General features: G+C 64.4%; 27 protein-coding genes, 1 tRNA gene and 1 pseudogene. 25 read left to right on the top strand and 4 right to left on the bottom strand.

Annotation, left to right across the window (positions count from 1 at the left end; all coding sequences use genetic code 11):
* Positions 1 to 64 precede the first annotated feature (64 nt).
* The 15 genes and pseudogenes from E3T31_RS16990 (at position 65) to E3T31_RS16920 (ending at position 12,718) form a co-directional block, all read left to right on the top strand.
* A pseudogene (locus tag E3T31_RS16990) lies at positions 65 to 1,297 on the top strand (alkaline phosphatase D family protein).
* Positions 1,294 to 1,980 (top strand): alkaline phosphatase family protein, encoded by a 687-nt coding sequence (locus tag E3T31_RS16985; protein WP_241978068.1) that lies wholly within the window; start codon positions 1,294 to 1,296, stop codon positions 1,978 to 1,980. Before E3T31_RS16990 ends, E3T31_RS16985 begins: the two are co-directional and overlap by 4 nt.
* Positions 1,981 to 2,075: 95 nt before the next feature.
* Positions 2,076 to 2,777: a DUF998 domain-containing protein gene (locus tag E3T31_RS16980; RefSeq protein ID WP_134470507.1), complete on the top strand. Its 702-nt coding sequence runs from the start codon at positions 2,076 to 2,078 to the stop codon at positions 2,775 to 2,777.
* A 156-nt stretch (positions 2,778 to 2,933) separates the two neighbouring features.
* A complete protein-coding gene (locus E3T31_RS16975) occupies positions 2,934 to 3,197 on the top strand; it encodes a Flp family type IVb pilin (protein ID WP_134470505.1) in 264 nt (87 codons plus the stop codon).
* Positions 3,198 to 3,450: 253 nt separating this feature from the next.
* Positions 3,451 to 3,633 carry a Flp family type IVb pilin gene (locus E3T31_RS16970; protein ID WP_134470503.1) on the top strand — a complete coding sequence of 61 codons (183 nt, stop codon included), beginning with the start codon at positions 3,451 to 3,453 and terminating at the stop codon, positions 3,631 to 3,633.
* Positions 3,634 to 3,736: 103 nt separating this feature from the next.
* Positions 3,737 to 4,126 (top strand): TadE/TadG family type IV pilus assembly protein, encoded by a 390-nt coding sequence (locus E3T31_RS16965; RefSeq protein ID WP_134470501.1) that lies wholly within the window; start codon positions 3,737 to 3,739, stop codon positions 4,124 to 4,126.
* The gene (locus tag E3T31_RS16960; RefSeq protein ID WP_134470499.1) at positions 4,114 to 5,112 is read left to right on the top strand and encodes a pilus assembly protein TadG-related protein; all 999 of its coding nucleotides are present in this window, start codon (positions 4,114 to 4,116) and stop codon (positions 5,110 to 5,112) included. The genes E3T31_RS16965 and E3T31_RS16960 overlap by 13 nt, the downstream gene beginning before the upstream one ends.
* A gap of 8 nt (positions 5,113 to 5,120) precedes the next feature.
* On the top strand, positions 5,121 to 5,855 hold the full coding sequence (locus tag E3T31_RS16955; protein ID WP_134470497.1) for a Flp pilus assembly protein CpaB: 735 nt from the start codon (positions 5,121 to 5,123) through the stop codon (positions 5,853 to 5,855).
* Positions 5,856 to 6,139: 284 nt separating this feature from the next.
* Positions 6,140 to 7,102, top strand: a complete 963-nt coding sequence (locus E3T31_RS16950) for an AAA family ATPase (RefSeq protein WP_134470595.1) — start codon at positions 6,140 to 6,142, stop codon at positions 7,100 to 7,102.
* A complete protein-coding gene (locus E3T31_RS16945) occupies positions 7,099 to 8,565 on the top strand; it encodes a CpaF family protein (RefSeq protein WP_134470495.1) in 1,467 nt (488 codons plus the stop codon). Before E3T31_RS16950 ends, E3T31_RS16945 begins: the two co-directional genes overlap by 4 nt.
* A complete protein-coding gene (locus E3T31_RS16940) occupies positions 8,562 to 9,518 on the top strand; it encodes a type II secretion system F family protein (protein ID WP_134470493.1) in 957 nt (318 codons plus the stop codon). Before E3T31_RS16945 ends, E3T31_RS16940 begins: the two co-directional genes overlap by 4 nt.
* 9 nt (positions 9,519 to 9,527) lie before the next feature.
* Positions 9,528 to 10,391 (top strand): type II secretion system F family protein, encoded by an 864-nt coding sequence (locus tag E3T31_RS16935; protein ID WP_134470491.1) that lies wholly within the window; start codon positions 9,528 to 9,530, stop codon positions 10,389 to 10,391.
* Between the two features lie 136 nt (positions 10,392 to 10,527).
* Positions 10,528 to 11,823 carry an Nramp family divalent metal transporter gene (locus E3T31_RS16930; protein ID WP_134470489.1) on the top strand — a complete coding sequence of 432 codons (1,296 nt, stop codon included), beginning with the start codon at positions 10,528 to 10,530 and terminating at the stop codon, positions 11,821 to 11,823.
* Between the two features lie 29 nt (positions 11,824 to 11,852).
* Positions 11,853 to 12,347, top strand: a complete 495-nt coding sequence (locus tag E3T31_RS16925) for a DNA polymerase III subunit gamma/tau (RefSeq protein WP_134470487.1) — start codon at positions 11,853 to 11,855, stop codon at positions 12,345 to 12,347.
* Positions 12,344 to 12,718 (top strand): hypothetical protein, encoded by a 375-nt coding sequence (locus tag E3T31_RS16920; RefSeq protein ID WP_134470485.1) that lies wholly within the window; start codon positions 12,344 to 12,346, stop codon positions 12,716 to 12,718. Before E3T31_RS16925 ends, E3T31_RS16920 begins: the two co-directional genes overlap by 4 nt.
* Here the strand turns inward: E3T31_RS16920 and E3T31_RS16915 are convergent, their stop codons facing one another.
* The gene (locus E3T31_RS16915) at positions 12,719 to 13,114 is read right to left on the bottom strand and encodes a DoxX family membrane protein (protein ID WP_134470483.1); all 396 of its coding nucleotides are present in this window, start codon (positions 13,112 to 13,114) and stop codon (positions 12,719 to 12,721) included.
* 86 nt (positions 13,115 to 13,200) lie between these two features.
* Here E3T31_RS16915 and serA point away from each other — a divergent pair, with 86 nt between their 5' ends.
* Entirely contained in the window at positions 13,201 to 14,793 is a 1,593-nt protein-coding gene (serA, locus tag E3T31_RS16910) for a phosphoglycerate dehydrogenase (RefSeq protein ID WP_134470481.1), read from the top strand.
* 171 nt (positions 14,794 to 14,964) lie between these two features.
* Here the strand turns inward: serA and E3T31_RS18580 are convergent, their stop codons facing one another.
* Entirely contained in the window at positions 14,965 to 15,528 is a 564-nt protein-coding gene (locus tag E3T31_RS18580) for a TetR/AcrR family transcriptional regulator (protein WP_134470479.1), read from the bottom strand.
* Between the two features lie 204 nt (positions 15,529 to 15,732).
* On the opposite strand from E3T31_RS18580, the gene E3T31_RS16900 reads away from it, so the two are divergent.
* On the top strand, positions 15,733 to 17,235 hold the full coding sequence (locus tag E3T31_RS16900) for an MFS transporter (protein WP_241978076.1): 1,503 nt from the start codon (positions 15,733 to 15,735) through the stop codon (positions 17,233 to 17,235).
* A gap of 91 nt (positions 17,236 to 17,326) precedes the next feature.
* Here E3T31_RS16900 and E3T31_RS16895 read toward each other — a convergent pair whose 3' ends face one another.
* Positions 17,327 to 17,578 (bottom strand): DUF6458 family protein, encoded by a 252-nt coding sequence (locus E3T31_RS16895; RefSeq protein WP_134442607.1) that lies wholly within the window; start codon positions 17,576 to 17,578, stop codon positions 17,327 to 17,329.
* Between the two features lie 111 nt (positions 17,579 to 17,689).
* Between E3T31_RS16895 and E3T31_RS16890 the strand changes: the two genes are divergently transcribed.
* Genes E3T31_RS16890 through E3T31_RS16880 form a run of 3 tightly spaced genes read left to right on the top strand, consistent with a single transcriptional unit; the run spans position 17,690 to position 20,613 of the window.
* Positions 17,690 to 18,760, top strand: coding sequence for a 3-isopropylmalate dehydrogenase (locus E3T31_RS16890; protein WP_134470477.1), 1,071 nt, complete (start codon positions 17,690 to 17,692; stop codon positions 18,758 to 18,760).
* Complete coding sequence (locus tag E3T31_RS16885; RefSeq protein ID WP_134470475.1) at positions 18,757 to 19,860, top strand: branched-chain amino acid aminotransferase; 1,104 nt, start codon at positions 18,757 to 18,759, stop codon at positions 19,858 to 19,860. Before E3T31_RS16890 ends, E3T31_RS16885 begins: the two co-directional genes overlap by 4 nt.
* A 33-nt stretch (positions 19,861 to 19,893) precedes the next feature.
* Positions 19,894 to 20,613 carry a fumarylacetoacetate hydrolase family protein gene (locus E3T31_RS16880; protein WP_134470473.1) on the top strand — a complete coding sequence of 240 codons (720 nt, stop codon included), beginning with the start codon at positions 19,894 to 19,896 and terminating at the stop codon, positions 20,611 to 20,613.
* A 58-nt stretch (positions 20,614 to 20,671) separates the two neighbouring features.
* Here the strand turns inward: E3T31_RS16880 and E3T31_RS16875 are convergent, their stop codons facing one another.
* Positions 20,672 to 21,277 (bottom strand): TetR/AcrR family transcriptional regulator, encoded by a 606-nt coding sequence (locus E3T31_RS16875; RefSeq protein WP_134470471.1) that lies wholly within the window; start codon positions 21,275 to 21,277, stop codon positions 20,672 to 20,674.
* A 101-nt stretch (positions 21,278 to 21,378) separates the two neighbouring features.
* Here E3T31_RS16875 and E3T31_RS16870 point away from each other — a divergent pair, with 101 nt between their 5' ends.
* The 5 genes from E3T31_RS16870 to E3T31_RS16850 all read left to right on the top strand — a co-directional run bounded on the left by E3T31_RS16870 (position 21,379) and on the right by E3T31_RS16850 (position 25,842).
* Complete coding sequence (locus E3T31_RS16870; protein ID WP_134470469.1) at positions 21,379 to 22,413, top strand: NADP-dependent oxidoreductase; 1,035 nt, start codon at positions 21,379 to 21,381, stop codon at positions 22,411 to 22,413.
* A gap of 53 nt (positions 22,414 to 22,466) precedes the next feature.
* A complete protein-coding gene (locus E3T31_RS16865) occupies positions 22,467 to 23,174 on the top strand; it encodes a type 1 glutamine amidotransferase domain-containing protein (protein ID WP_134470467.1) in 708 nt (235 codons plus the stop codon).
* 506 nt (positions 23,175 to 23,680) lie between these two features.
* Positions 23,681 to 24,031, top strand: coding sequence for a LysR substrate-binding domain-containing protein (locus tag E3T31_RS16860; protein WP_134470465.1), 351 nt, complete (start codon positions 23,681 to 23,683; stop codon positions 24,029 to 24,031).
* A 111-nt stretch (positions 24,032 to 24,142) separates the two neighbouring features.
* The gene (gene gltX, locus E3T31_RS16855) at positions 24,143 to 25,666 is read left to right on the top strand and encodes a glutamate--tRNA ligase (protein WP_134470463.1); all 1,524 of its coding nucleotides are present in this window, start codon (positions 24,143 to 24,145) and stop codon (positions 25,664 to 25,666) included.
* A 104-nt stretch (positions 25,667 to 25,770) separates the two neighbouring features.
* A tRNA-Gln gene (locus tag E3T31_RS16850) sits at positions 25,771 to 25,842 on the top strand.
* Positions 25,843 to 26,003: the final 161 nt, after the last annotated feature.

Genomic DNA, 26,003 nt, shown 5'->3' with positions numbered 1-26,003 from the left:
AACATCGGGTGAACATACCTCGAAAGCGCTGGGGCCTCCGAACGGGGTCCCCAGCCTGGAGGGCATGAGTCTCTTAAATCGACGTGATCTGCTGCGCACCGCCGGCGTACTCGCATTCGCCGGAGCCGCCACCACGAACGTGTCCAGCCAGGCAGCCCAGTCCGCCGCACCGGCCGCAGGGGCGGCGGTGGATCGACTGCGCCTGGGTGTGGTGTCGTGCAGCAACTGGCAGGCCGGGTATTTCTCGGCGTACCGCTATCTTGCAGACCGCGGCGATCTAGACATCGTTCTGCATCTCGGCGACTACCTGTACGAGTACGGCCCCGGCGAGTATCAGGCCAGGGACATCGTCGTGCGACCGCACGATCCTGCGGTCGAGATGACCTGAGACGATCATGAATTCGCCAACGACGCATGGTCGGATGGGGCGGAGAATCACACGGAAGGCCCTGAAGGTGTCTGGACGGACCGCAAGGCCGTGTCCATGCAGGCGTATGCGGAATGGATGCCGGTGCGGTTCGAACTAGGTGGGCATATCTATCGTCGCTTCGAGTACGGGTCTCTCGCGAGTATTTCTATGCTGGACCTGCGCACCTCCGGCAGCCAGCAGGCGTCGAACATCGTCGATCCAGCGATCAGCAGTCCGGCGCGCACCCTGACCGGAGACGCCCAGATGGCCTGGCTGCTCGACGGCTTCTCCTCGCAGCAGACCCAGTGGAAACTGATCGGCAACCCGGTCATGATCACCCCCGTGCGATTCCCTTCCACGCTCAGCGCGCAGGAAATCAGCGCCGTGGGGCAGTTGCTCGGATCGACCACGATCGACGGCGTTCCCTACAACGTCGACCAGTAGAACGGCTACACGGCCGACCGGAGCCGAGTGATCAGTCACCTGCGAGACAACGCGATCACGGACGTGGTCTTCCTCACGGGGGATATCCACTTGGCGTGGGCGTGCCACGTTCCGGCTGACCCGCTGATCTACCCGTTTAACGGAGCCTCCGTGGCCGCTGAGCTGGTCTGCACCTCTGTCACCAGCGATAATCTCGACGACATCCGGGGGACGCCCCCACATACGGCGTCGGTTGCCGTCGAGCAAGCGTTCCAGGGCTCGAACCCGCACATGAAGTATCTGGATTTCGACTCGCACGGATTTGCGGTTCTCCAAGTCACACCGGGCGCCCTGCGAATGGACTGGTATGTGCTCTCTGAACGCACCAGCCAGGCAGCGTCCAGCACGCTGTCCACGTCGTGGAAGGTTGCCGCGGGAACCCAATCCGTGAGCCGTGTGCTGTGAGCGCCGAATTCCCGGTCTTTGACCGCCGCGGGTGTCTGACCCTGGTCGCGGCCGGCGGTACCTCCGTTATGCTCTCTGTCGCGCTCAAGGACACCGACAACCAGATCGGGCGATTCGTGGACCATCTGGTCGCTGCTGGAACGTGGGAGAGCAGCGTGCTCATCGTCCTCGCCGATCATTCGATGGACTGGTCCATCCCCTCGAACGTCATCTCCGTGGATCAGATCCTCTCGTCACGTGCAGACCTACGCGCGCAGATCGCCATCCCCCAGAACGGCGGGGCAGACCTGCTCTGCTGGACCGGGCCGTCCGCGGCCCGTGACGCCGGCTTGGCTGAGGTACTCGCTCTCGTTGCGGCGCATCCGGGAGTCTTGTCGATCGCGAACCCCGCCGACCTCAGGCTGGGCGTCGAAGCGGGTGATCTGGTGGCGTACTGCCGGGCGGGCTGGCATTTTTCAGATCCGTCGGTCGCCTCCAACCCCATCCCGGGCAATCACGGCCACCCGGCGACAGAACCCATCCCCTTCTTCGTGTCCGGCGGTAGTCCACGGGTGGTCGCGGGGGTCTCCTCTCAGCCCGCCCGCACGCTCGATGTCGCGCCCACGGTGGGAGCGTTAGTCGGGCTCACCGCTCCCGCTGGCGGCTACGACGGTACGGCGCGCACCGTCGCCTTCTCCGACTGAAACGCTCGCCCGTAGTTCTTGACATCAGAGCGTGACAGAGTGGGACCGGTCGAACTTGACCGGTCCCACCTTGTACTACGAGACACAGGAGCGGCATGACGGTCACACAGGCGTCCCTGCCCCGCACGACCGCCCCGCGCTGCGCCCGTTCTTCGGGTCGAACAGCGGCGCAGGTCGCCATGGTCGGTGTCGTCGTTTATGTGCTCGTGGACATCGTGCTGCAGTTTCTTCCGCCGCACTACAGTGCGATCAGCGAGGCGGAGAGTAACCTTGCCGTTGGCCCCTTCGGCTGGATCATGAACCTGAATTTCGTCGGTCGCATGATCACCTGCATCGCTGCCGTTGTTGCCCTATCGACTCTCGGGAGTGCCGGAGTTCTGCAGCGGATCGGTCTGTGGCTGTTTTTTATCGGAGGACTCAGCTCCGGGGTGCTTGCCTTCTTCCCCACCGATATTCTCGTGGCGGGCGAAAGGGGCCTGACGGCGGAATCCGTTGCCGGTACGATTCACCTCACCGTGGCCACGATCGGGTTTCTGGCCGCACTCGCCGGCATCTGCGTGCTCACCGCCTGGTTGTCGAGAAGTCGGGTGTTGCCGCGGTCGCGCGCCGTGGCATCCGTTTTCTCGGTTCTTGGCGTGGCCGGAATTCTCTTTCTCGGCCTGAGCAGCACTGTGTTTCCCGGGCTTCTGGGGCTCGCCGAGCGGGTGTGCCTGCTCGGCATTCTCGGTTGGGTGTTCGGCGTCTGTCGCACGGTCGCCGGTCTGGTCGACGACCGGGACGTGGGCAAGACCAGCTGATACGCCCCGACCGCGAAAGCAGCATGTCATTTCGCTCATCGGCAATCTGACCGGGCAGGCTGCTTTTTCATAGCTTGTCTGCGGCCCGTCGAACCATAAATGACCGGTCTACCCCCAGTTGGTGTGTCCGCAACAGCGCCCCCAGTTGTGGGGCTCGTGAGCAATATTGAGACGCCGATAGTTTGTGATCACTCGCTTGGTTACCCGAACCGGCCAGTGACAGATTGGAAGAATCGTGAAGACCTCGACCCGAATCCAGGCTTTCATCAACAGCGTGCGCACCGACGAAGAGGTGCCACTGCGGTGAAGACCGGTCTCATGGTTCCTCTGATCACGGTTGTCGTCATCGGCACCGTCAGAACAATCGGTATCGCCCTGAACCCCAAGTTTGGTTTGGTTCAGACCGCAATCACGCCGTAGCTCGCCTTCGAGACGTCTGGTCCGTCGACCACGTCTTCGCTGTTCAAGGTGTTTCTTTCGAATCTCACCGCCTCTTCGCGCTCGCCTGAACGCAACCAAGCGTTGAGATCAACGCGGAAACTCCGAACGCCCCACAGTCGCCACCCAGACTCGTCACGCTCGCCCTGGGATGGTTTATCGCTCTCGCGGGCATCAGCATCACCCACGTGCACGGTCAACACAGGCCGGCCTCAGATAGAACGGAAAATCCGAAATGAAGTTCTACACACAGATCCAGGCTCTCATCAACAGCATGCGCACCGACGAGGAGGGCGCCACCGCGGTGGAATACGGCCTCATGGTCTCGCTCATTGCTGTCGTTGTCATCGCTACGGTCACCGCAATCGGTATCGCACTCAACACCAAGTTCGGTCTGGTCAAGACCGCTCTCCTCTAGTCCTACCAGCCACCACTCACACCAGCCGACCATCTGGCCGGCTGCACGCGTGCAGCGGCGGCTTTCGTCTCGAAAGCCGCCGCGAACACCGAAGGGCAAGCAGATGACCCGATTCCGCCGCATAGCGGGTGAACGCGGCGCGGTGGCTGTTGAGTTCGCGCTCCTCCTCCCCGTCCTCGTTCTACTCGTATTCGGAATCTTTGAGTTTGGGCGGGTCTACAACGCACAGATCTCCATCACCAATGCGGCTCGTGAAGGTGCGCGGTACATGGCCATTCACAATAATGCCCCCCCGGCGAAAACGGTCGCCGTCAACGCGGCTCCCTCGCTCAGCCCGGCACTGGTCGCCGCAAACGTCACAGTCAGTCCCCTCGAGTGTGTGGCCGGGTCGAGCGTCACGGTAACCGTAAATTACAGTTTCGATTTTCTCACTGGGTATTTCGGCTCCACTATTCCTCTAACCGGCAAGGGAGTCATGCAATGCGGTGGCTAAGGCGCAAACTACAGTCGGAACGCGGCGCAACCTCTATTCTCGTCGCCGTCCTCATGGTGCCGCTCATTGGAGCCGTCGCCTTCGCCGTTGATGTCGGTGCGCTGTACGCCGAACGTGGACAACTGCAGAATGGGGCGGATGCTGCGGCAATCGCGATCGCCCAGGATTGTGCAGACGGAGTCTGCACCAACCCCACCGCTCTCGCAGCGAAGTACACCAACGAGAACGCCAACGACGGCGCCGCAAACGTGCTGACTCCCGATTTCTCGATCAGCAACCAAGTCACCGTGAGGGCAAGTACTCGTGTTGCAGGAACTAACGCCCCCGCCATGAGCCACCCGTTCGCAGCCGTTCTCGGAATCACGTCATCGACGGTCAAGGCTGCGGCGACGGCCGAATGGGGTGGCCCCGGATCGGGGCCGGTTCTGGCCCTCGCTCTCTCGTGGTGCGAGTTTCAGCAGTCTTTGGTCGGGCCGGGCCAGCACATGACCATCCGCACGGACACCAACAAGACCTGCAAACGTTATCCGTCGACCGAGGTCATCGCTGGTGGGTTCGGTTGGCTCGACAACACCACGTCTCCCTGCATTGCCACGATTAACCTCAGCTTGAACCTCAATTCGCTCGGTGAGTTGTGGGTGGGAAGCGACCCGGGCGCGTCCGTGCCGGCGGTCTGTAAGCCCAAGCTGGAGAGTGTCAAGGACAAGCCGATTCTCGTTCCCATCTACGATCTCGTGCGGGGTAGCGGCAATACTGCCGAGTATCGCATCTATGCCTTCGCCGCTTTCACCGTCACGGGGTGGAAGTTCCCGTCCAACAGCGTTATTGACCCCTTGGCCCCGCTGTGCCCGCCGAGTCCCTCCAGCTGTCCCAACGGAAATTGGAGGGGTATCCAAGGCGTCTTCACCGAACTCGTCACGATAGACAGTGCCTTCGAGCTCGGCGGCCCCACCCTCAATGGCCCCATCGTCAGATTGATCAAGTAGGAGATGAAATGAAAACTCGACTCATCGGCGCGATCGTTGCGATCATCCTCGCCCTGGTCGGCACAGTCGTTCTCACCGGCTACGTCAGCGGCGCCGATGCCCGCGCCGCGAACGGCGCCGAGATCATTTCTGTCTACGTGGTCTCGCAAGCGGTACCGCAGGGAACTCCGGCGGAGGATATCCGTTCGTTCATCGAAGAGAAACGGATTCCGGCGATCGCGGCTGTTCCTGGCCGGGTCACGAAGCTCAGCACGCTGACGGGAATGGTTACGAGCGCGGCGCTGGAACCCGGTGAGCAAATCATCACCGCGCGTTTCATCGGCGCCGACGAGCTGGCCGCACGCGGCGAGGTCGCTCTCCCGGCCGGCATGCAGGCCATCACTATTGCTCTCCCGGTTGAACAGGTCGTCGGAGGCGCTATCAAGGCCGGCGATACCGTGGGCGTGGTGATCGCCTCGACGATTAAACCAGCCGGCAGCGCCGACGACGTGTCGATCGCCAAGCAGGTCTTTCACAAGGTACTCGTCACGGGGGTGCAGCAAGGCTCAACGACCACGGTCGAAAATAGTGATGCCGCGGCCGCACCGGTCAGCGTGGTCATGGTCACCCTTGCTCGCACAACGCCTGACGTCGCGAAACTTGTGTGGGGCCAGAAGTTTGGCACGGTGTGGCTCACCATTGAGCCGTCCACTGCCAGCGAGGACGGCTCGGGCATGGTCGATGCCGCCCAGGTGTTTCAATGAACCGAATCCTGCTCCTCGGTCACAGCCACAATTTTGAGACGAGGCTGCACGGGTTGCTCGGATCAGCAATCCACATTGTGCAGCGGCAACCTCCAACATTTGGCTCCGCGGCCGTTCTCGGCACTCTCTTGGCCGCGGATCGACCGGACATAGCCCTCCTGGGCGCGTTCCTCCCTCGAGCGAGGGCCGACGAGATCTCGGCCGGGCTCGCGCGGTTGTACCCGGGAATCGGAATCGTGAACTCAGCGGAGAGCCGATCCGTGACCAGTGGATGGGACACCGGCATGACAGCTCACAGCGTGCTCAGCCCGAGAAACGAGGTGGTCGGCACCGTGTCCAGCGGGATCGCGTCTGAGAGGGGGAGTGCTGTCGCGACCCACCGGGATCTAGAGCGGGATCTCGAGCGGGAAGTCGAGGTACTGGCGACGAACCTCACCCCCTCAATCGAACCGTTTCCTCCCGTCGTTGAGGTAATTCGACGCAGAGTCATCGCGGTTGTGGCGCCCAAGGGCGGCCTCGGAAAGACCACGGTTGCCACGAACTTGGCCGTCGGCCTGGCCCGGCAGGCCCCGATGTCGGTCGTGCTTGTCGACGCGGATGTGCAATTCGGGGATGTCGCGTCGGCGCTCTCGCTCGACCCGGCGTACACGCTTCCCGATGTGGTCAGGGCACTGGACCAGAAGGACACGGTGGCGCTCAAGACCCTACTCGTGCTGCACCACAGCGGGTTCTTCACCGTGTGCGGTGCCGCCGAACCCGATAATGGAGACCGGGTGACCGGCGAGCAACTGTCCCGCTTGATCCGGCAGCTCTCGGAGCTGTTCCGGTATGTCGTCATCGACACGGCCCCCGGTCTGGGCGACCACGCGCTGTCGGCGATCGAGCTCGCTACGGATGCGGTGTTCCTATGTGACATGTCTGTGCCGAGTGCCAGGGGGTTGCGAAAGGAGATTGCCGTTCTGAACCGAATCGGCCTAATGCCGCAGTTTCGTCACGTGGTGCTGAACCTCGCCGATCGAAAAAGTGGTCTCAGCGTGCGCGACATTGAGTCGATTACCGGCGTGCCGGTTGACGTTGCGGTTCCGCGCTCCAATCTTGTGGCCCTCTCGACCAATCGTGGTATCCCCTTGCTTGAGGACGGCGGTAGAAATCCCGGCTCCGTTGCCCTGTCCAAGCTCGTCGCGCGATTTGAACCCAATGCCCCGGTGAAACGCGGTCATCTACATAGAAGGGTGGTTATCTCATGAACCTGAATGAACGAGTAGACGCCGCGCGAAATGCGAGCAGGCAGCACCGCTTCGCCACGAAGGACACCGATCCCGGCCCGATGGCGCCTGCCACGGTCGGCACTGCGGCACCAGACCAGCCCGCGGTTGAGCCCCAGACAACGTTTGTTCCGGAGCCGGCATCGTCGGCCAGGGTCGATCCACTGGCCGAACTCAAGGAGCGGGCGGCTCAGGAGCTTTTTGGACGCATCGGGTCACGCCTGAATGATTCGAGTCTGAGCGAAGAACAACTCCACGCCTATGCCCGGGCTGAGCTGAGCAGCATTGTCGCAGCCGAGCAGGTCCCGTTGAGCCCGCAAGAGCGCGTGAGCTTGATTGCGGAGATCGGAGCCGATGTTCTCGGTTACGGACCGCTCGAAGTGCTGCTGGCCGACCAGAGCGTGACCGAAATCATGGTCAATGGCCACGAGCAGATCTTCGTCGAACGCAACGGTCAACTCGCCCTCAGCGAGTCAAGCTTCACGAGCGAGGCCCAACTGCGTCGGGTGATCGAGCGGATCGTCGCGAAGGTGGGCCGTCGCATCGACGAGTCCTCCCCGCTGGTGGACGCTCGCCTCGCCGACGGATCACGCGTCAATGCCATCATCCCGCCGCTGGCCGTGGATGGTTCCTCCCTCACGATTCGCAAGTTCGCACGCGAACCCTTCACCGTTGCCGACCTCCTCAAATTTGGCACGCTGAGTGTCGACATGGCAGAGGTGCTTGAGGCGTGTGTAATGGCCCGGCTCAATATTATTGTTTCCGGCGGCACCGGAACCGGAAAAACGACGCTGCTCAATGTGCTCTCCGGCTTCATTCCCTCGAACGAACGCATCGTCACCATCGAGGATGCCGTTGAGCTCCAGTTGCAGCAGAACCACGTCATCCGTCTCGAATCGAGACCGGCCAACATTGAGGGCAAGGGCGAGATCACCATCAGGGATCTCGTGCGGAACTCTCTGCGAATGCGACCGGATCGAATCGTGATCGGCGAGTGCCGTGGCGGTGAGAGCCTCGACATGCTTCAGGCCATGAACACCGGTCATGAGGGGTCCATCTCAACGGTGCACTCGAACTCCCCACGAGACGCGATCGCCCGACTGGAAACGCTGGTTCTCATGGCGGGGATGGACCTGCCGCTGCGCGCCATCCGGGAGCAGATCTCGTCAGCCATCGATGTGATTGTGCAGATCAGTCGGCTCAAGGATGGGACCAGACGGATTACCCACGTCACCGAGGTGCAGGGTATGGAGGGCGATATCGTCACGCTCCAGGACGCCTTCGTCTTCGATTTCAGTGCCGGTGTTGACGAGGACGGTCACCTGCTCGGCCACGCCGTTGCGACCGGGGTACGGCCGCGATTCGCGGACAAGTTCCGCGAAATGGGAATTCCGCTCTCGCCGACTGTGTTTCAGGCCGATTTGATGACGCGGAGTAGGCGATGAACCCCATCATCGGTTACGTCGGCATCGCCGCCGGACTGACCGCCCTCCTGGTGCTGCTATTCCTAGTCATTGCCCCGTCAGGGCCGAGCGTTTCACTGGAGCGTCGCCGGGCACCAGGGACCGCCCAGACCTCGATGCTCACCAAAATGACCGACCATACGGTTGGAGCCATCGATGCAGTGATCCGACGGCGCGGAAAGTTACCGTTCAGCGCTGCGGATCTGGAGTTGGCCGGTATCCGCATGCAGCCATCGGGGTTCGTGCTCATGGTCATCACGGCCGCTATCGTGCTCGCGCTCGTTGGCCTTCTGCTGGGTTCCGGCACCGCCTGGACGCTGCCCATCATGCTCATCTGCATGGCGTTCGCTCCGCTCGGTGCAGGGGTCCTGCTGAACGCGCGCACCAGCCGCCGCAGAGCCAAGTTCGCCGACCAGCTTGACGAGTCATTGGGCCTGCTCGCCGGCGGTCTCCGTGCCGGCCACAGCCTGCTGCGCACGGTGGATGCCGTGTCGCACGAAACGGAGTCGCCGACGACCGAAGAATTCGCCCGCGTCGTCAATGAGAACCGGATCGGTCGCGACCTCGGTGACGCCCTGCGCAACACCGCCGCGCGCATGCGCAGCGACGATTTCGAATGGGTCGCGCAGGCGATCGCCATCAACCAGGAGACCGGTGGCAACCTGTCTCAGGTGCTCGACCAGGTTGGACACACCATTCGCGAGCGAAACCAGATCCGCCGGCAGGTGAAAGCATTGGCTGCCGAAGGAAAGATGTCAGCGTACGTGCTCATCCTCCTGCCGATCGGCGTCTTCATGTTCCTACTGTTGACCCAGCCGACTTACTTCGCCGGCTTCCTGGGGACCATCTGGGGAATTCTTGCCCTCATCGTCGCCGGCATCCTGCTCATCGTCGGCAGCATCTGGATGATGGCCGTCGTCAAGGTGAAATTTTAGGAGGATCCCATGCCATCAGTCATCGCTATTCTTGCCGCCGTGGCCATCGCTGGTGGGTTCGGAACACTCATCGGCATTCTGGTGAGCGGGCGCAGGCAGCGCGTCGTCACCGAAACGGTCGGCGTTCTGACGCCGTACGAGGCCGCTGCTGGCGGGTCGGTTGTCGCTCGAGGTCGCGACCTGATTCCCCGGGGGTATCTCGGCTGGCTTGAGCGTCGCCGGGTCCTGGCCGGCCACCCGACCGGTTGGGAGATTGACCGCATACTGATCGCCAAACCCCTGATCGGGGCTGCCGGGGGATTGTTGGCCGGGTTATGGATCAGCGTGGATCCGGTACCGCTGCGCTTTGCGCTCAGTTTTCTTCTGGTCATTGTGTGTTTTTTCACGCCCGACCTGCTCCTGCTGAGCCGTGGGCAGGAACGGCAGGAACTGATCCAGAACGCGCTCGCCGACACGCTGGATCAGATGACCATCGCGGTGGAGGCCGGCCTGGGTTTTGAGGCCGCCATGGCCAAGGCTGCGACGAACGGAAAAGGTCCGTTGGCGGAGGAGTTCATTCGCACCCTGCAGGATATGAGCATCGGTCGCTCACGCAAAGACGCGTACCAGTTGCTCGCTGACCGCACGTCATCGGCGGATCTGCGGCGGTTTACCCGATCGGTCATTCAGGCTGATACTTATGGCATTGCGATCGCCAACGTGCTGAACGTTCAGGCCGGCGAGATGCGGCTGCGGCGGCGCCAGCGGGCCGAGGAACAAGCCATGAAGGTACCGGTCAAGGTCATTTTTCCCTTGGTGTTCTGTATCTTGCCGGTCTTGTTCATTGTGTTGCTCACTCCGGCCGTCATCAGCATCGCCAAGGCGTTCTCCTGAATTCTGGCGTGCGTAAAGTGTTGGCTGAGCGAATGGTGCCACCTGTGGGCTGCGAGAACTCCCGTAGAGTCGAGGAGACCGCTGCACGAATCCGCGGATAGCCAATACACAAAGACGCGTAAGGCCGGCACTGCTCATGACCTCAGGCAAGAACACTGACGACAACAAGCTGGTCGCGCCGGCACTCCTCGACGGCACCCTGCCCAAGTGGAAGATCGTTGGCCCCGGACTGGTCGTGGCCGCGACCGGCGTCGGAGCGGCCGATATGGTCGCTACCCTGGTGGCCGGATCGCGCTACGGCTACGCCCTGCTCTGGGCGGTCATTCTCGGTGTGATCCTCAAGATCGTGCTGGTCGAGGGCGCCGGCCGGTACACCCTCGCGACCGGCAAGACGATCTTCGAGGGCTGGCGATCCCTCGGCAACTGGACCACCTGGTATTTCGGCCCGTACATCATGCTCTGGGGATTCGTCTACGGCGCCACGGCCATGTCCTCGGCTGCCCTGCCCCTCGCCGCACTGTTCCCGGTCTTTCCGCTGCCGGTCTGGGCCGTTCTCATGGGTCTCGCCGGTCTCACCATGGTCTGGTTCGGCCGCTACGCCTTCTTCGAGAAGGTCACCGCCGTGCTCGTCGGCATTATGTTCATCACCGTCGTCGGCCTCGCTGTCATCGCCGTGCCCGACTTTCCGGCCATGCTCGCCGGCCTCGTGCCGATCATTCCTGAGGGGGGAGTGCTCTACACGCTCGCTTTGGCCGGCGGCGTCGGCGGCACCATCACCCTCGCCGCTTACGGCTACTGGCTGCGCGAAAAGGGCTGGTCCACCCCGCGCTGGATGAAAGTCATGCGCATCGACAACCGCATGGCCTACGTCATGACCGGCATCTTCGTCGTCGCCATGCTCATCGTCGGCGCCGAGGTGGTCGCCGCTGCCGGCATCACCCTGAGCGCGGGGGACAAGGGATTGCTCGACCTCTCCACGGTGCTCAACGAGAAGTACGGCGTCGTCGTCGGTACCGGATTTCTGGTGGGCTTCTGGGCGGCATCGTTCTCATCGATCATCGGTGTGTGGAACGGCGTGAGCCTCATGTTCGCCGACTTCTGGGGCAATATGCGCGGTAAGAAGTCCGGCCACCCCGACACCCTCGTCGGTGGCAAATACTTCAAGTTCTACCTGTTATGGCTCACCTTTCCGCCCATGATCCTGTTTTTGCTCGGCTCACCGATCGGCCTCATTCTGGCCTACGGCGTACTCGGCTCACTGTTCATGCCGTTTCTCGCCATCACCCTACTGGGACTGTTGAACGGCAAGCGCATCCCGCGGGAATGGCGCAATAAGTGGTTCACCAACGGTGCGCTGGGCATCTGCGCGCTGCTCTTCATCGTGTTGGGCGTGCAACAACTGGTCACCGCTCTGAAGCCGCTGTTCGGGTAGCTTCGGCGGCAACCGGATACTCTGGAAAAATGAATGCCACACGCGACGACGATGCGCTGAACTGGGCCGGTGACGACGACCCGACGCTGGCTCCCGGGGGAACCGGTCGGGCCGCGCCCGAGACGACCAGCCTGCCGGAGGGGTGGACCACTCCCAAAACGGATGCTGCCCCCACCGACACCGCAGCGGATGCCGAGAAGACCGAATCGGATGGCGCGACCGCGAGCTCGGCCGCGCTGGTGGGCATGGGCGTCCTCGCCGGAATGTACCTGCTCTACTCGATCGGCTGGTTCATTGGCGTGTCCCGCCTCGCGCGTTCGACGGTTCTCACTTCGGGCGATCCCGTCGCCGATTTTATGACCTCCCTCGGCGGTTGGCTGGCCGTGGCGGCACCCGTGATCTGGTTTGGGGCGACCTTCTGGCTCACCCTGAGCCGGCCGCGCGCACGCTGGGTCTGGTTGCTGATCGGCGCGGTCGTTTTGATTCCCATGCCCTTCCTGCTCGGATCGGGGCTCCCCGTATGAGCGGCCTCGAGCCCACCGGCACCGTTGGTACGAATACCGTGCACCGTCGCCGCCCGCCGCGCTGGATCCTGCTGACCATCGCACTGTTCATCGGGCTGTTCTACGCCTACGACGTCTGGGAAGCCATCGGCAACCTGGTCGGTCTGAACCTGCAGGCGCAGTCCCTCGACACCCAGCTGAGCGGCTTCGGCTGGGCCGTGCTGATCTTTGCGGTACTCCTGCCGGTTCTGGTCTACGCCCTGGCCTTCTGGCTCGGCCGCAACCGGGCCTTCGGAGTGCAGGCGCTGACCCTGCTGGTCGGACTCTGTGCGGTTGCCGCCCTGTCGCTCGACATCGCCACGGTGTTCGGCCTCGGTCGGCTGATCGCCTGACTAGATCACGGCGACCACGATCAGAGCCATCAGCACCAGTTGGGCGATGAGTCGGGGAACGAACGGAATCGCGATCCGCCCGAATCGTTTCTTGTGCCGGGCGGCATAGGCGTTAGCCGGAAACACCGCCGCCAGAAACAGCACGAGAGCCCCAGCGGCTAGCAGCATAGTCGGGGGATACAGCAACCCGAAGCCGCCGGCCAGCTCGCACACCCCGGTGAACAGTACGAGGTTGGTCGGGTTGGCCCAGCCCGCTGTGCGCAGTCGCTGCGGAATCATCGCTGCCATGGTGCGCTGCACCGAGGGCAGAAAATGGGTGATCCCGGCGCCGATGAAGACCACCGCGAGAATCACCCGCAGGGCCAGTTGGAGTCCGTCTATTACGTCGCTGCTCATGGCTCTATTGTGCAGCCGGTAGGGTGGAAAAAGAGTGGCGCCCATTGCCCTGCCACCAACACCCGCAATCTAAGGATCCGATTTTATTGTCGAAGCCCGTCGTCCTGATCGCCGAAGAACTTTCCCCCGCCACCGTCGATGCTCTCGGGCCCGACTTTGACATTCACCAGGTAGACGGCACGGATCGCTCCGCGCTGTTCGCCGAGCTCGCCACCGCGCAGGCCGTTCTGGTGCGCTCCGCCACCAAAATGGATGCCGAAGCGATTCAGGCCGCTCCGTTCCTGAAGGTCATCGCTCGTGCGGGCGTCGGCCTGGACAACGTCGACATCAAGGCGGCCACCGCGGCCGGCGTCATGGTCGTCAACGCTCCCACCTCCAACATCATCTCGGCCGCTGAGCTGACCGTCGGGCACATCCTGAGCCTGGCCCGTCACATCCCCGCTGCCTCCGGCGCTCTCGCCGACGGTCAGTGGAAGCGCTCCAAGTACACCGGCACCGAGCTGTACGAAAAGACCATCGGCATCATCGGTCTTGGCCGCATCGGCGCCCTGATCACCGCGCGCATGCAGGCCTTCGGCACCAACGTCATCGCCTACGACCCCTACATCACCTCGGCGCGCGCCCAGCAGCTCGGCGTGACCCCGGTCACCCTCGAGGAACTGCTCGCGCAGTCCGACTTCGTCACGATCCATATGCCGAAGACGCCGGAGACCACCGGAATGATCGGTGCAGCCCAGCTCAAGCTCATGAAGCCGACCGCGTTCGTCGTGAACGTCGCCCGCGGCGGCCTCATCGACGAAGACGCCCTGCACGAAGCCCTCGTCGCCGGCACCATCGCCGGCGCTGGCCTCGACGTGTTCGTCAGTGAACCGCCGACCGGCTCGCCGCTGCTCGGCCTCGACAACATCATCACCACGCCGCACCTCGGTGCCTCGACCGACGAGGCGCAAGAGAAGGCCGGCGTCTCCGTCGCCAAGTCAGTGCGCCTCGCACTGTCGGGCGAGCTCGTGCCCGACGCGGTCAACGTGGCCGGTGGCGTCATCGATCCCTATGTGCGTCCCGGCATCCCGCTGGTCGAGAAGCTCGGCCAGGTCTTCTCCGGCCTCGCCGCCCACAGCCCGCTCACGAGCGTCGACATCGAGGTGCGCGGCGAACTCGTCGAGTACGACGTCAGCGTGCTCAAGCTCGCCGCCCTCAAGGGCATCTTCACCAACGTGGTCAGCGAAACCGTCTCCTACGTCAACGCGCCGCTGTTGGCCGAGCAGCGCGGCGTCACCGTGCGCATGCTCACCGACGCCGAATCGCCCGAGTACCGCAACGTGATCACGCTGCGCGGAGCCCTCGCCGATGGTTCGCAGGTCTCCGTCTCGGGTACCCTCACCGGCACCAAGCAGATCGAGAAGATCGTCGAGATCAACGGTTACGACGTCGAGGTTCCGTTCGCCAAGAACCTTATCGTCATGCTTTACACCGACCGCCCCGGAATCGTCGCCGTGTATGGCCGCGAATTCGGTAACGCCAACATTAACATCGCCGGCATGCAGATCGCCCGCCACGTGGCCGGCGGCAAGGCTCTCAGCGTTCTGACCGTCGACTCCGAGGTTCCGGCCGGTCTGCTGGCCTCTGTTCGCGCGGCCATCGAAGCCGAGATCATGGTGGAGATCGTCCTCACCGACTAGCTCTCTTCAAAACGGATGCGAGTGGGCACAGGCCAGGCCGGCGCCCACTCGCATCCGCTGTTAAACGACTCCGACGCGCGAAGTGAGTCCGAAGGGTCGCAAATCGTACTGCCGGGGTTGGTTTTAGGACGATTTGCGGCCCCGCGCGGCGTGGGCAGCGGGATATCCGGTTCAGGTCTGCGGCAGGAGCCGGCCGATCAGGGTGATCAGCCGGGTCATGGATTCGGCGGTGTGCTCCTGCGGCGCCAGTTCGTGTTCGGCCAGCGAACTGTTGACGTAGAGTCCGTCGCTAATGAGCATGATCGCCTCGGCGGTATCCGGGTCGTGGACAGCGTCTTCGATGACCGAGAGCCAGCGGCGCCGAATGTCGCCGAGCACCTGCACGGCCCGTGGATCGCGACCCTGGGCGAGGCGGGAGCCAGCGATGTAGGCGCGGTCGAGCGGACTGCCGGTGTGCACCGAGGTTCGAATGAGGTAGTCGACCGGGCCGGCCGGGGCCGTGCGGATGTTCTCGGCATCCTCGTTCGCGAGCGCATCGAGACGGGCCAGCATGCCCTCGATCAGGGCGCCTTTCGAGCTGAAGTGATAGAGCAGTCCGCCCTTGGAGACCGCAGCGGCCGCCGCGACGGCATCCAGCGTTGCCGAGCGCTCTCCGCCCTCGACCAGCAGCTCCTCGAAGGCATCGAGCAGACGATTCCGGGTAGGAACGGATGATGCTGGCACATTTTTCGACATTGGCCCATGGTACCGAAATGGGCGGGCTTCACGCTGGACAACTATACCGTCCAGCCGGTACAGTAAACCTTGTGCCACTGAAAGAGTGGTCGCAAAAACTACCCAGAGAGTGTTGAGATCGTGTCTGCCCCTGTTGTTCCCACCAAGCCCCTTGACCTGACCAGCACCGCCCTGAGCAGCGCGACCCCGCAGGCGCACGGCGCGGTGTCCGCTCTGACAGTCGTGCACGATCGCCGACGATGGTGGGCGCTCGCGGTGCTGATGCTTCCGGTGCTGCTGGTGTCGATCGACAACACCGTGCTCAACTTTGCGCTGCCCGCCATCTCGGAGGCGACCCGGCCGACCGGGGTGCAGCTGCTCTGGATGGTCGACATCTACCCGCTGGTGCTCGCCGGCCTGCTCGTGGCCATGGGCAGCCTCGGCGACCGCATCGGGCGTCGTCGCTTGTTGCTCATCGGTTCGACCGGTTTCGGCGTGGTGTCGGTATTCGCGGCGTTCTCCCCGAGCATTGAGGGGCTCATTTTCGCCCGGGCAGCACTCGGATTCTTCGGCGCGATGCTCATGCCCTCGACCCTGTCGCTGCTGCGCTCCACCTTTGTGGACCGTGACCAGCGTCGCCTCGCCATCGCGATCTGGGCCACCGGGTTCGCGGCCGGCAGCGCGCTCGGCCCGGTCGTCGGCGGCATTCTGCTTGAGCATTTCGCCTGGGGTTCGGTGTTCTTGCTCGCCGTGCCCGTTCTGCTGCCGCTGCTGGTGCTGGCACCGATTATCGTCACTGAGTCGCGCGATCCGCACCCCGGGCGCATCGACATCGTGAGCATTGCCCTGTCGCTCGGGACCATGCTGCCCATCGTCTACGGCATTAAGAGCGTCGCCGAGCACGGTGTGACCTGGCTCACCCTCGCCCCGATCGTCGTCGGTCTGGGTCTGGGCCTGTGGTTCGTGCGCCGACAGCTGCGCCTGCCGACCCCCATGCTCGACATGGGCCTGTTTCGGCGGGGCGCGTTCAGCGGGGCCGTCGGCGTCAACCTGCTCAGCGTGACGGCGCTCGTTGGCTGCCTGTTCTTTATTTCACAGCACCTGCAGCTCGTGCTCGAACTCTCACCTCTGAACGCCGGGCTCGTACTCGTGCCCGGCCTGGCTGCGATGATCGTGGCGGGGCTCGTCATCGTGCCGATCGCTCGCCGGGTGCGCCCGTCCCGGGTGATTCCAGTGGCGCTTTTGGTGTCGGTCACCGGATTCGCGTCGATCGCCCTGCGCGGCGGGGAGATTGATGCGTTCTGGATCGGCGTCGCGTTCGTGCTGCTCGGAATCGGGATCGGGGCGGCGGAGACCGTTTCGAACGAGTTGATCGTGGCGACCGCTCCGGCCGATAAGGCGGGGGCGGCATCCGCTGTCTCAGAAACCGCCTACGAGCTGGGAGCGGTGCTCGGAACGGCGGTACTCGGCACCATTCTCACGGTGTCCTATCGCGCCGCCGTGCTTCTGCCCGACGGGCTGTCGGCGGCCGAGCGGCTCGCGGCGGGGGAGACCCTCGGCGGAGCTGTCGCGGTCGCCCGGCAGCTGCCGACTGACGCTTCAGCGCAACTGCTCGACTCAGCCCGGCACGCCTTCGACAGCGGTGTGGGCCTGACCGCTTGGATCGGCGTCGCGCTCGTGCTCGCAGCGGCCGTCGTGGCGCTGGTGGCGCTGCGCCGGGCCCTCTAAGGACTCCGGGAGACTTCCGCGAAAGCGGGTGAAGTGTTGCTTCGGCACCCGCGGAGCAACACTGCACCCGCTTTCGCGTGCTGAGGCCGAGCTACAGGTCGTCGATCGAGTTCTCGCGACGGGTGACCTGCTCGCCGTTCGCCGGGTCGGCGATTGTGCGGGTGGTGCTCACGCTGTTGCGGCGGCGGGTCATCAACACGATGCCGAGGATTGTCACGAGCGCTCCGGCCGCGAGCAGAATGTAGCCGACGAGCGTCAGATCGACGCCGGTGACGGTCACGTCGAGGGCCCATACTAAAATGGCGCCGACGACGAGCAGAAAGATTCCTAGTCCGATACTCATGATTTCCTGCTCTCCATTGGTGGTGCCCTGGGGACAAGCCTAGGCACTTCGGCGACAAAGGTAAGGTTTGACTATACGCAATTTAGGTGTTCGTTGACTGTTCGGAGCCGCATGTCTCGTACTATCAAACTCGCTGTCATTCCCGGAGACGGGATTGGACCGGAAGTTGTCGCTGAGGCCGTGAAGGTGCTCGGCGCTGTCACCGCGGGTGATGACGTCACGATCGAGACGAGCACGTTTCAGCTCGGCGCCGCGCGTTTTCTTGAAACCGGGGACGTGCTCACCGACGCTGACCTCGCGTCGATTCAGCAGCACGATGCCATTCTGCTCGGCGCCGTCGGCGGCGTTCCCGGCGACCCCCGGCTGAAAGACGCCAACATTGAGCGGGGCCTGCTGCTCGGCCTGCGCTTCGCCCTCGATCACTACGTGAACCTGCGGCCCTGCACGATCTACCCCGGTGTGACGAGCCCGCTCGCCGCCCCCGGCGTGGTCGACTTCGTTGTCGTCCGTGAGGGCACCGAAGGCCCCTACGTCGGCAACGGCGGCGCCATCCGCCGTGGCACCCCGCAGGAGGTCGCCAACGAGGTCTCGGTCAACACCGCCTACGGCGTCGAACGCGTCGTGCGCTACGCCTTCGAGGTCGCTCAGGGGCGTGAGCGCAAGCGCCTCACCCTGGTGCACAAGACCAACGTGCTGGTCTTCGCCGGCAGTCTGTGGCAGCGCATCGTGAACGAGGTGGCGCTGGAGTACCCCCAGGTCGCGGTTGATTACCTGCACGTCGACGCGGCGACCATTTTCTTTGTCACGAATCCGGGTAGATTCGATGTACTCGTCACGGACAACCTCTTTGGCGATATTCTCACCGACCTGGCAGCGGCAATCAGCGGCGGCATCGGCCTGGCAGCCTCCGGCAATATCAACCCGACGGGCCGCTTTCCCAGCATGTTCGAACCGGTGCACGGCTCGGCCCCCGATATCGCCGGCCAGCAACTCGCCGACCCGACCGCGGCCATCCTCTCGGTGGCGCTGCTGCTCGATCATCTCGGGCTGACGGATGCCGCGGCTCGCGTCAACGACGCGGTCGCCGACGACCTGGCGCGCCGCTCCGCTTCGGTGCGACGCAGCACGGCTGAGGTGGGAGACGCCATCGTGACGCTTTTGACAGACAAGGTACTCAAATGAGCAAGACCACAACGTTTCCCCTGAACTTCGCCGTCACCCCGTCGACCGAGGCCCGCGCCGAGGCCGAACGCGCCGAAATTCTCGCCGACCCGGGCTTTGGCAAGCACTTCACCGACCACATGGTCACCATTGACTGGTCGGTCGATGCCGGCTGGCACGACGCCCGCGTCACACCCTACGGTCCGTTGCTGCTCGACCCCGCCTCGTCGGTGCTGCACTACGGCCAGGAGATCTTCGAGGGCCTCAAAGCCTACCGGCACGCCGACAATTCGATCTGGACCTTCCGGCCCGAGAAGAACGCCCAGCGCCTGCAGCGCTCCGCGCACCGCCTGGCTTTGCCGGAGCTGTCCGTCGACGACTTCATCGAGTCGATCAGGCAGATGATCGCGATCGACGGCGACTGGGTGCCGTCCGCTCCGGAGACCAGCCTGTACCTGCGTCCGTTCATGATCGCCAACGAGAGCTTTCTCGGAGTGCGCGCCGCCCACCAGGTGAGCTTCTACGTCATCGCCAGCCCGGCCGGCGCCTACTTCGCCGACGGCGTCGCCCCGGTGAAGATCTGGCTGTCGACCGAGTACTCCCGCGCGGGCCGCGGCGGCACCGGCGCCGCCAAGTGCGGCGGCAACTACGCCGCGTCGCTGCTGCCCCAGATGGAAGCCTACGAAAACGGCTGTGCCCAGGTGCTCTTCCTCGACGGCGAGACCGGCAGCCACATCGACGAGCTCGGCGGTATGAACGTGTTCTTCGTGCACGGCATCGACACGCTCGTCACGCCGCGCCTGACCGGATCCATCCTGGAGGGCGTCACCCGCGATAGCATCATGCAGCTCGCCCGCGACCGCGGTATGACGGTGGAGGAGCGCGAGGTGACGCTGGGGGAGTGGCGTGAGGGTGTCGCATCCGGTGCCATCACCGAGGTCTTTGCCTGCGGAACCGCCGCCGTCGTCACCCCGATCGGCCAGCTCAAGGCGCGCGACTTCACGATCGGCGACGCGGATGCCCCCGCCGGCGAGATCACCCTGTCGCTGCGCCAGGAACTCACCGACATTCAGTATGGGCGCCTGCCCGACCGTCACGGCTGGCTCACCCGGCTAAGCTGAACCTTTTGGCCTTTGCGGGCGGGAATGAGACACGTGAAGATCGCACGCTACAGCTACCAGGGCGCCATCGCGTTCGGCATCGTTGACGACGACGAACTGGTCGTGCTCACCAGCGACCCGATGTTCGCCGGTTTCGACACGACCGGCGACCGGGTTGCCCTGGCCGACGTGAAGCTGCTTGCGCCGGTGATTCCGCGGTCGAAGATCGTCGCTATGGTCTCGGCCGAGACGTTCGTGCTGCGGCCGAACACCGCCGTCGTCGGCCCCGGCGACGCCATCGTGCTGCCGGCCGCGTCGGAGCAGGTCGAGGTCGACGGCCAGCTCGCCATCATCATCGGCAAGATCGCCAAGAACGTTTCGCCAGCGGATGCTTTGAGCCGCGTCTTCGGCTACACCGTCGCGACGGTCGTCACCGCGGCCAACCTCGCTTCGGGTGTAGCGGGCGCCTTCGACACGTTTTTACCGCTCGGTCCGATCATCGAGACTGAATTCGATGAGGCGTCATCGGCGCTGCGCGGGCTTATTAATGACGAGGAATTTCAGGCGGTCGCGCTCGACGATGACGACCGCATGACCGAGGACACGGTTTCTGCCCTGGTCGCGTTCGCCTCGAGCGTGTTCACGCTGTTGCCCGGTGATGTGATCCTGCCCGGACGCCTGGACACGCCCGCGGCCGTCGTCGATGGCGACACGATCACGATGGCGATCGCGGGCATCGGTTCGCTCGTGAACCCGGTGGTGCGCCCGGCCTGACCCGCGAGCGGGCACCAAGATCCAGGCAAAGGCCCGGGCCCGGATCCGGGCGCCGGACTCAGTCGGTCTCGTCGGGGAACCAAATCCTGACCTGGTTCGACGCCGTGTTCAGCAGGGCGATCGCCTCATCCCGGTTCACCCGGGCGACGAGCATTGCGCTCAGGGACAGGGAGGCCAGGGTGCGCACGCGCTCGTCGACGGATTCCGCCGCTGACGCTGACGGTGCCGCGGCCGATTCGAGTGCGTGCCTGAGCGCATCGGTCAACTCGATGCGGTATCCCTCCACCACGGCGCGAGTCGGCTCGTCGTGGGCTGCGAGGCCAGCGGCGCAGTTGACCAGGAGGCACCCGGTCTGGGCCGAGTAGGGCGCCTGCCTGGCCGTCGCACGGGTGAGGCCGTCGAAGTAGTCGAGCAGCGCTGAGGCATCCGTCGCGCCCGCACGCAGCCCGGCCAGCCGCGGCCGGATAACGGTCTCCAAATAGTCGGTGACCGCGGCGTCGAAGAGCCCGCGTTTACTGCCGAACGCGTGGTACAGGCTGGACCGCCCCACGCCGGTAGCCGCTTCCAGATCGGCCAGGGATGCGCCGTCGAAGCCCTTGTCCCAGAACAAGTTTCGTGCAGCCTGCACGACCACGCCGCTGTCAAAGGTCTGCAGCCGCCCCATGTACGCTCCTTGAATCCTGTTTGACGATCGGAGAATTTTGTGGACCGATAAGTCCACTATATAGTGAAACGATCGGTCTAGAACTAGCAGAGGAGCCCACTATGGCCTCATCCACCGTCAGTACCCAGATCCAGCTCGTGAACCGTCCCGTCGGCTGGCCGACACATGCGGACTTCCGCACCGTGACCGTCGACCTGCCGGAGCTTGCGGCCGGCCAGGTTCGTGTCGCGAATGAATTCATATCCGTCGACCCGTACATGCGTGGCCGGATGAACGACGTAAAGAGCTACGTGCCGCCGTTCGCCCTCGGTGAGACCATGACCGGGGCGGCCGTCGGCCGGGTGGTCGCCTCCGCGAACGAGGCTTTCGCCGTCGGCGACGTGGTCACCCACGCCTACGGCTGGCGTGACCTGGTGCAGGAGGACGCCGCCGGATTCCGCGTCGTTGCCGAGCTTCCGGATGTCGCGCTCTCCGCCTATCTCGGGGTGCTCGGCATGACCGCCCTGACCGCCTACGTCGGCCTGCTCGAAATCGCGGGGCTCAAGGAAGGCGACACCGTGTTCGTCTCCGGCGCAGCGGGCGCCGTCGGCAGCATGGTCGGCCAGATCGCCCGACTCAAGGGCGCCAAGCGCGTCATCGGCTCCGCCGGATCACCCGAGAAGGTCGCGCTGCTCACCAGCAAGTACGGCTTCGACACCGCGTTCAACTACAAGGACGGCTCGATCACGGACCAGCTCGTCGCTGCAGCACCCGACGGCATCGACGTGTACTTCGACAATGTCGGCGGTGAGCACCTCGAGGCCGCCCTGGCCTCCTTCAACGACGGCGGCCGCGCGGCTCTGTGCGGCGCTATCTCCCTGTACAACAGCACGGATGCCCCGGCCGGTCCGAACAACCTATCCAACATTGTCACCCGCGGCCTGACCCTGAGGGGATTCACCATCGGCAACTACTGGGCCCACCTCCCGGCATTCTCCGCCGAGATGACCGCCTGGCTGGACTCCGGCGAGATCGTCTTTGACGAGACCGTCGTCGACGGCGTCGAGAACAGTGTCGACGCGTTCCTCGGCCTCATGCGCGGCGAGAACACCGGCAAAATGGTCGTTCGCACGGGCGGGCTCATCTCGACCCTATGATTCGAATTACCCAGCACAATTCCGCGAACGACTTCACTGAAAACGGAGACACTATGACCCACGTACTTTTCGTCGTCAGCGCCGCTGACCACTGGACCCTCAACGACGGCAGCCTGCACCCCACCGGTTATTGGGCTGAGGAGCTCGCCGAGCCGCACCGTCTGTTCGCCGCCGCCGGCTGGCAGATCAGCATCGCCACACCGGGCGGTGTGGCCCCGACCATCGACCCGGTCAGCCTCCGTGCCGATGCGGCCGGAGGAGAGGACCGTGCAGCACGAATCATCGACTACATCGGAACCATCTCCAGCCAGCTCGATGAACCGCTCAGCCTCGACGACATCACCGTGGCCGACTACGACGTGGTGTTCTACCCGGGCGGTCACGGCCCGATGGAAGACCTCGCTGTGGACGCCGACTCTGGGCGCATCCTCACCGAATCTCTCGACACCGGCCGCATCCTCGGCGTGCTCTGCCACGCCCCGGCCGCCCTGCTCGCTGCTCAGCGTGCCGACGACAGCTGGCCGTTCACCGGCTACCGGATGACCGGCTTCACCGACGCCGAAGAGGTTCTCGGCGGACTGGCTCCGAAGGCTCCGTGGCTGGTGCAGAGCCGCCTGGTCGAACTGGGCGCCGACTTCATCGCCGGCGAATCATTCGCTCCGCACATGGAGATCGACCGCAACCTCTACACCGGTCAGAACCCGGCCTCATCGGGCGCCCTCGCCGAGGCGATCATTGCGGCCGTCGCCGACAAAGCATAACGGCGGGCGACGTCGGGCCCAGGGGCTCGACGTCGCCGACAGCGAACGTACGCCCAGCGTTGCCTGGCTGTACCTAGCCGCGGCGCAGCGCGTCCGGCACGGCGTCCCGATCGTTCCAGAGATGGAACGCCACGCGGGCCCGACCGGCGCGGCCTGAGGCGGTGGTTCCGGCGGCCTGAGGCGGGCGAGGTCGCGGCCACCGGCATCCGGCCGGCTGACGATGGCCTGATCAAGCCGAGGCAAGCCGAGACCGTCACACAGGGCGTCACCGAGCTCCACAGTGTGGGCGCGCACTTCTGTCATATCCAGACGGCGGAACAGGTCGATGGTCGGTTCGGCACCGACCCAGGCCGGCCATGACTGAGGTCTGCGAGCCGATCGCCACGCTTTGGGGTGTGACGTCCACCAGATCGGCGTAACCGACGCGTACGCGCTCGACGACCTCACCGTACCGGGAGGCGCAGGCCTGGCCGCCGGCCCAGGCCGCGGTATCGGCGCGGCACGCCGTGACCGTGGCCACAGCGCTCGATGCAGCCGCGGGGGAGATTGCCGAGCTGCAGGGGCTGTGGGTGGCGACCCTGCGGCGAGACGAGATAATGCTGGTGCTGCTGGCCGGGCATCCGCTGGCCGGTATTGCCGCACCGATCGACCTCGGCGACCTCGCCGACCTCGCCGACGAGAACTGGGTGGCCGGGTGCCCGCGCTGCCGCGGCCACCTGCTCGACCTGTGCGATCGCCGCGGATTCGCCCCGCGCATCACCTACGAAACCGAGAATGTCGCAGCCGTGTTCGGCCTAGTCGAGGCGGGCATCGGGGTCGCGCTGCTTTCTGCCCTCGCAATCTCCTCGGTCGTCTAGGCCGCGTGCGTCGGGCCCATCTTACGAAAGCGGGCCCATGCTCGATCATGGGCCCGCTGTCCGGGCCCGGACAGAAGTAGGTCCGGGCTTGCCCAACTAGAATCATGAGTAATGTCTGATACCACTGCACACCCGTTTTCTACCGCCACCGGAACCGACGTTCGCGTGCGGTTCTGCCCCTCGCCGACTGGAACGCCGCACGTCGGCCTCGTCCGCACCGCCATGTTCAACTGGGCCTACGCCCGACACACCGGCGGCAAGATGATCTTCCGCATCGAGGACACCGACGCGGCCCGCGACAGCGAAGAGAGCTTTCTGCAGCTCGTCGACGCCATGCGCTGGCTCAAGCTGGACTGGGACGAAGGCGTCGACGTCGGCGGCCCCCAGGCGCCGTACCGCCAGTCCGAGCGCTACGACATCTACCGCGGAGTCATCGAGCAGCTCAAGGCGAGCGGCCATATCTACGAGAGTTTCGTCACCGGCGAAGAGATCGAGAAGCGTAACCGCGACCTCGGCCGTGACCCAAAAATGGGCTACGACAACTTCGAGCGCGACTTAACCTCGGAGCAGAAGGCCGCCTACCGGGCCGAGGGCCGCTCCCCGGCACTCCGCCTGCGGGTGCCGGACACCGAGCTCTCCTTCGATGACCTCGTGCGTGGCGCGATCACCTTCCCGGCCGGCTCGTTTAGCGACTTCGTGGTCGTGCGGCCGAACGGGCATCCGCTGTACCCCTTCGTCAACCCGGTCGACGACGCGCTCATGGGCGTCACGCACGTGCTGCGCGGCGAGGACCTGCTCTCGAGCACCCCGCGCCAGATCGCGCTCTACCACGCGCTCATCGACATTGGCGTGACCACCTTCGTGCCCCGCTTCGGCCACTTGCCCTACGTCATGGGCGAGAAGAACAAGAAGCTCAGCAAGCGCGACGCCGAAGCGAACCTGTTTCTGCACCGCGACCGTGGATTCATTCCCGAGGGCCTGCTCAACTACCTCGCGCTGCTCGGTTGGTCGCTCTCGCACGACCGCGACGTGTTCACGATCGACGAGTTCACGGCCGCGTTCGACGTCGTCAACGTCAACCCGAACCCGGCCCGGTTCGACCTCAAGAAGGCCGAATCCATCAACGGCGACCAAATTCGCCAGCTCGAGGCGGATGACTTCGCCGCCCGACTGGTTCCCTATCTGGTGACCGCCGGCGTGCTCGGCGAGACCCCGAGCGCCGCCGACCTGGCCCTGCTCGCCCAGGGCGCACCGCTAATCCAGGAACGCATCGCCCTGCTCGGCGAAGCGCCTGCCATGCTCGGTTTTCTCTTCGTAAGCAGCGCCGACCTCATTCTCGAAGCGGATGCCCTCGCCTCCCTCCCGCAGAACGCCGCCGACATCCTCGGTGCAAGTCGTACCGCCCTGGAAGGTATTCCGGCAGCGGAATGGACCACCGACCGGGTGCACACGCTGCTGGCCGAGACCCTCATCGAGGGCCTGGGACTCAAGCCGCGTGTTGCTTTCGGACCGCTGCGCGTCGCACTGTCGGGCCGCAAGATCTCCCCGCCGCTGTTCGAGTCGATGGAAATTCTCGGGCAGGCTGAAACTCTGGATCGCCTCGATCGGGCGCTGGCGGTAGTGACGGCCGCCTGACCGCGGGGCCGGAGGGGCTTCGACTCGCCGGGAGGCACCTCGGTTTGGCCTCTCCAGCCCAAGTGGGCTAGGCTACTACTCGGCCCGATCTTCGGATTAGGCATTGGGGTATGGTGTAATTGGCAACACGGATGATTCTGGTTCATTTGTTCTTGGTTCGAGTCCAGGTACCCCAGCACTAGAAGGCGCAGGATTCCGCGGCGAAAGCGACTATCGCCCACCCTGTGTGACAGGCCTGAAACAGGCTCTGTGACCAGAAACAGACCAATAACCCCCTTCAGTAGTGGGTTATGCGCTCTGTTGCCCGGGCAAATACGGCCTCGTCGCGGCATAGGCG

Source organism: Cryobacterium sp. TMS1-13-1 (assembly GCF_004403125.1).
Classification (GTDB): Bacteria; Actinomycetota; Actinomycetes; order Actinomycetales; family Microbacteriaceae; genus Cryobacterium; species Cryobacterium levicorallinum.
The sequence above is the reverse complement of the archived record's forward strand: the minus strand, read 5'-3'. Positions and strand labels throughout refer to the sequence as shown.

Excerpts from the sequence above, each read along its gene's own strand:
- E3T31_RS16980 (WP_134470507.1), top strand. The coding sequence starts at position 2,076 with ATGACGGTCACACAGGCGTCCCTGCCCCGCACGACCGCCCCGCGCTGC.
- E3T31_RS16970 (WP_134470503.1), top strand. The coding sequence starts at position 3,451 with ATGAAGTTCTACACACAGATCCAGGCTCTCATCAACAGCATGCGCACC.
- E3T31_RS16965 (WP_134470501.1), top strand. The coding sequence starts at position 3,737 with ATGACCCGATTCCGCCGCATAGCGGGTGAACGCGGCGCGGTGGCTGTT.
- E3T31_RS16960 (WP_134470499.1), top strand. The coding sequence starts at position 4,114 with ATGCGGTGGCTAAGGCGCAAACTACAGTCGGAACGCGGCGCAACCTCT.
- E3T31_RS16955 (WP_134470497.1), top strand. The coding sequence starts at position 5,121 with ATGAAAACTCGACTCATCGGCGCGATCGTTGCGATCATCCTCGCCCTG.
- E3T31_RS16950 (WP_134470595.1), top strand. The coding sequence starts at position 6,140 with ATGACAGCTCACAGCGTGCTCAGCCCGAGAAACGAGGTGGTCGGCACC.
- E3T31_RS16945 (WP_134470495.1), top strand. The coding sequence starts at position 7,099 with ATGAACCTGAATGAACGAGTAGACGCCGCGCGAAATGCGAGCAGGCAG.
- E3T31_RS16940 (WP_134470493.1), top strand. The coding sequence starts at position 8,562 with ATGAACCCCATCATCGGTTACGTCGGCATCGCCGCCGGACTGACCGCC.
- E3T31_RS16935 (WP_134470491.1), top strand. The coding sequence starts at position 9,528 with ATGCCATCAGTCATCGCTATTCTTGCCGCCGTGGCCATCGCTGGTGGG.
- E3T31_RS16930 (WP_134470489.1), top strand. The coding sequence starts at position 10,528 with ATGACCTCAGGCAAGAACACTGACGACAACAAGCTGGTCGCGCCGGCA.
- E3T31_RS16925 (WP_134470487.1), top strand. The coding sequence starts at position 11,853 with ATGAATGCCACACGCGACGACGATGCGCTGAACTGGGCCGGTGACGAC.
- E3T31_RS16920 (WP_134470485.1), top strand. The coding sequence starts at position 12,344 with ATGAGCGGCCTCGAGCCCACCGGCACCGTTGGTACGAATACCGTGCAC.
- E3T31_RS16915 (WP_134470483.1), bottom strand. The coding sequence starts at position 13,114 with ATGAGCAGCGACGTAATAGACGGACTCCAACTGGCCCTGCGGGTGATT.
- E3T31_RS18580 (WP_134470479.1), bottom strand. The coding sequence starts at position 15,528 with ATGTCGAAAAATGTGCCAGCATCATCCGTTCCTACCCGGAATCGTCTG.
- E3T31_RS16895 (WP_134442607.1), bottom strand. The coding sequence starts at position 17,578 with ATGAGTATCGGACTAGGAATCTTTCTGCTCGTCGTCGGCGCCATTTTA.
- E3T31_RS16890 (WP_134470477.1), top strand. The coding sequence starts at position 17,690 with ATGTCTCGTACTATCAAACTCGCTGTCATTCCCGGAGACGGGATTGGA.
- E3T31_RS16885 (WP_134470475.1), top strand. The coding sequence starts at position 18,757 with ATGAGCAAGACCACAACGTTTCCCCTGAACTTCGCCGTCACCCCGTCG.
- E3T31_RS16875 (WP_134470471.1), bottom strand. The coding sequence starts at position 21,277 with ATGGGGCGGCTGCAGACCTTTGACAGCGGCGTGGTCGTGCAGGCTGCA.
- E3T31_RS16870 (WP_134470469.1), top strand. The coding sequence starts at position 21,379 with ATGGCCTCATCCACCGTCAGTACCCAGATCCAGCTCGTGAACCGTCCC.
- E3T31_RS16865 (WP_134470467.1), top strand. The coding sequence starts at position 22,467 with ATGACCCACGTACTTTTCGTCGTCAGCGCCGCTGACCACTGGACCCTC.
- gltX (WP_134470463.1), top strand. The coding sequence starts at position 24,143 with ATGTCTGATACCACTGCACACCCGTTTTCTACCGCCACCGGAACCGAC.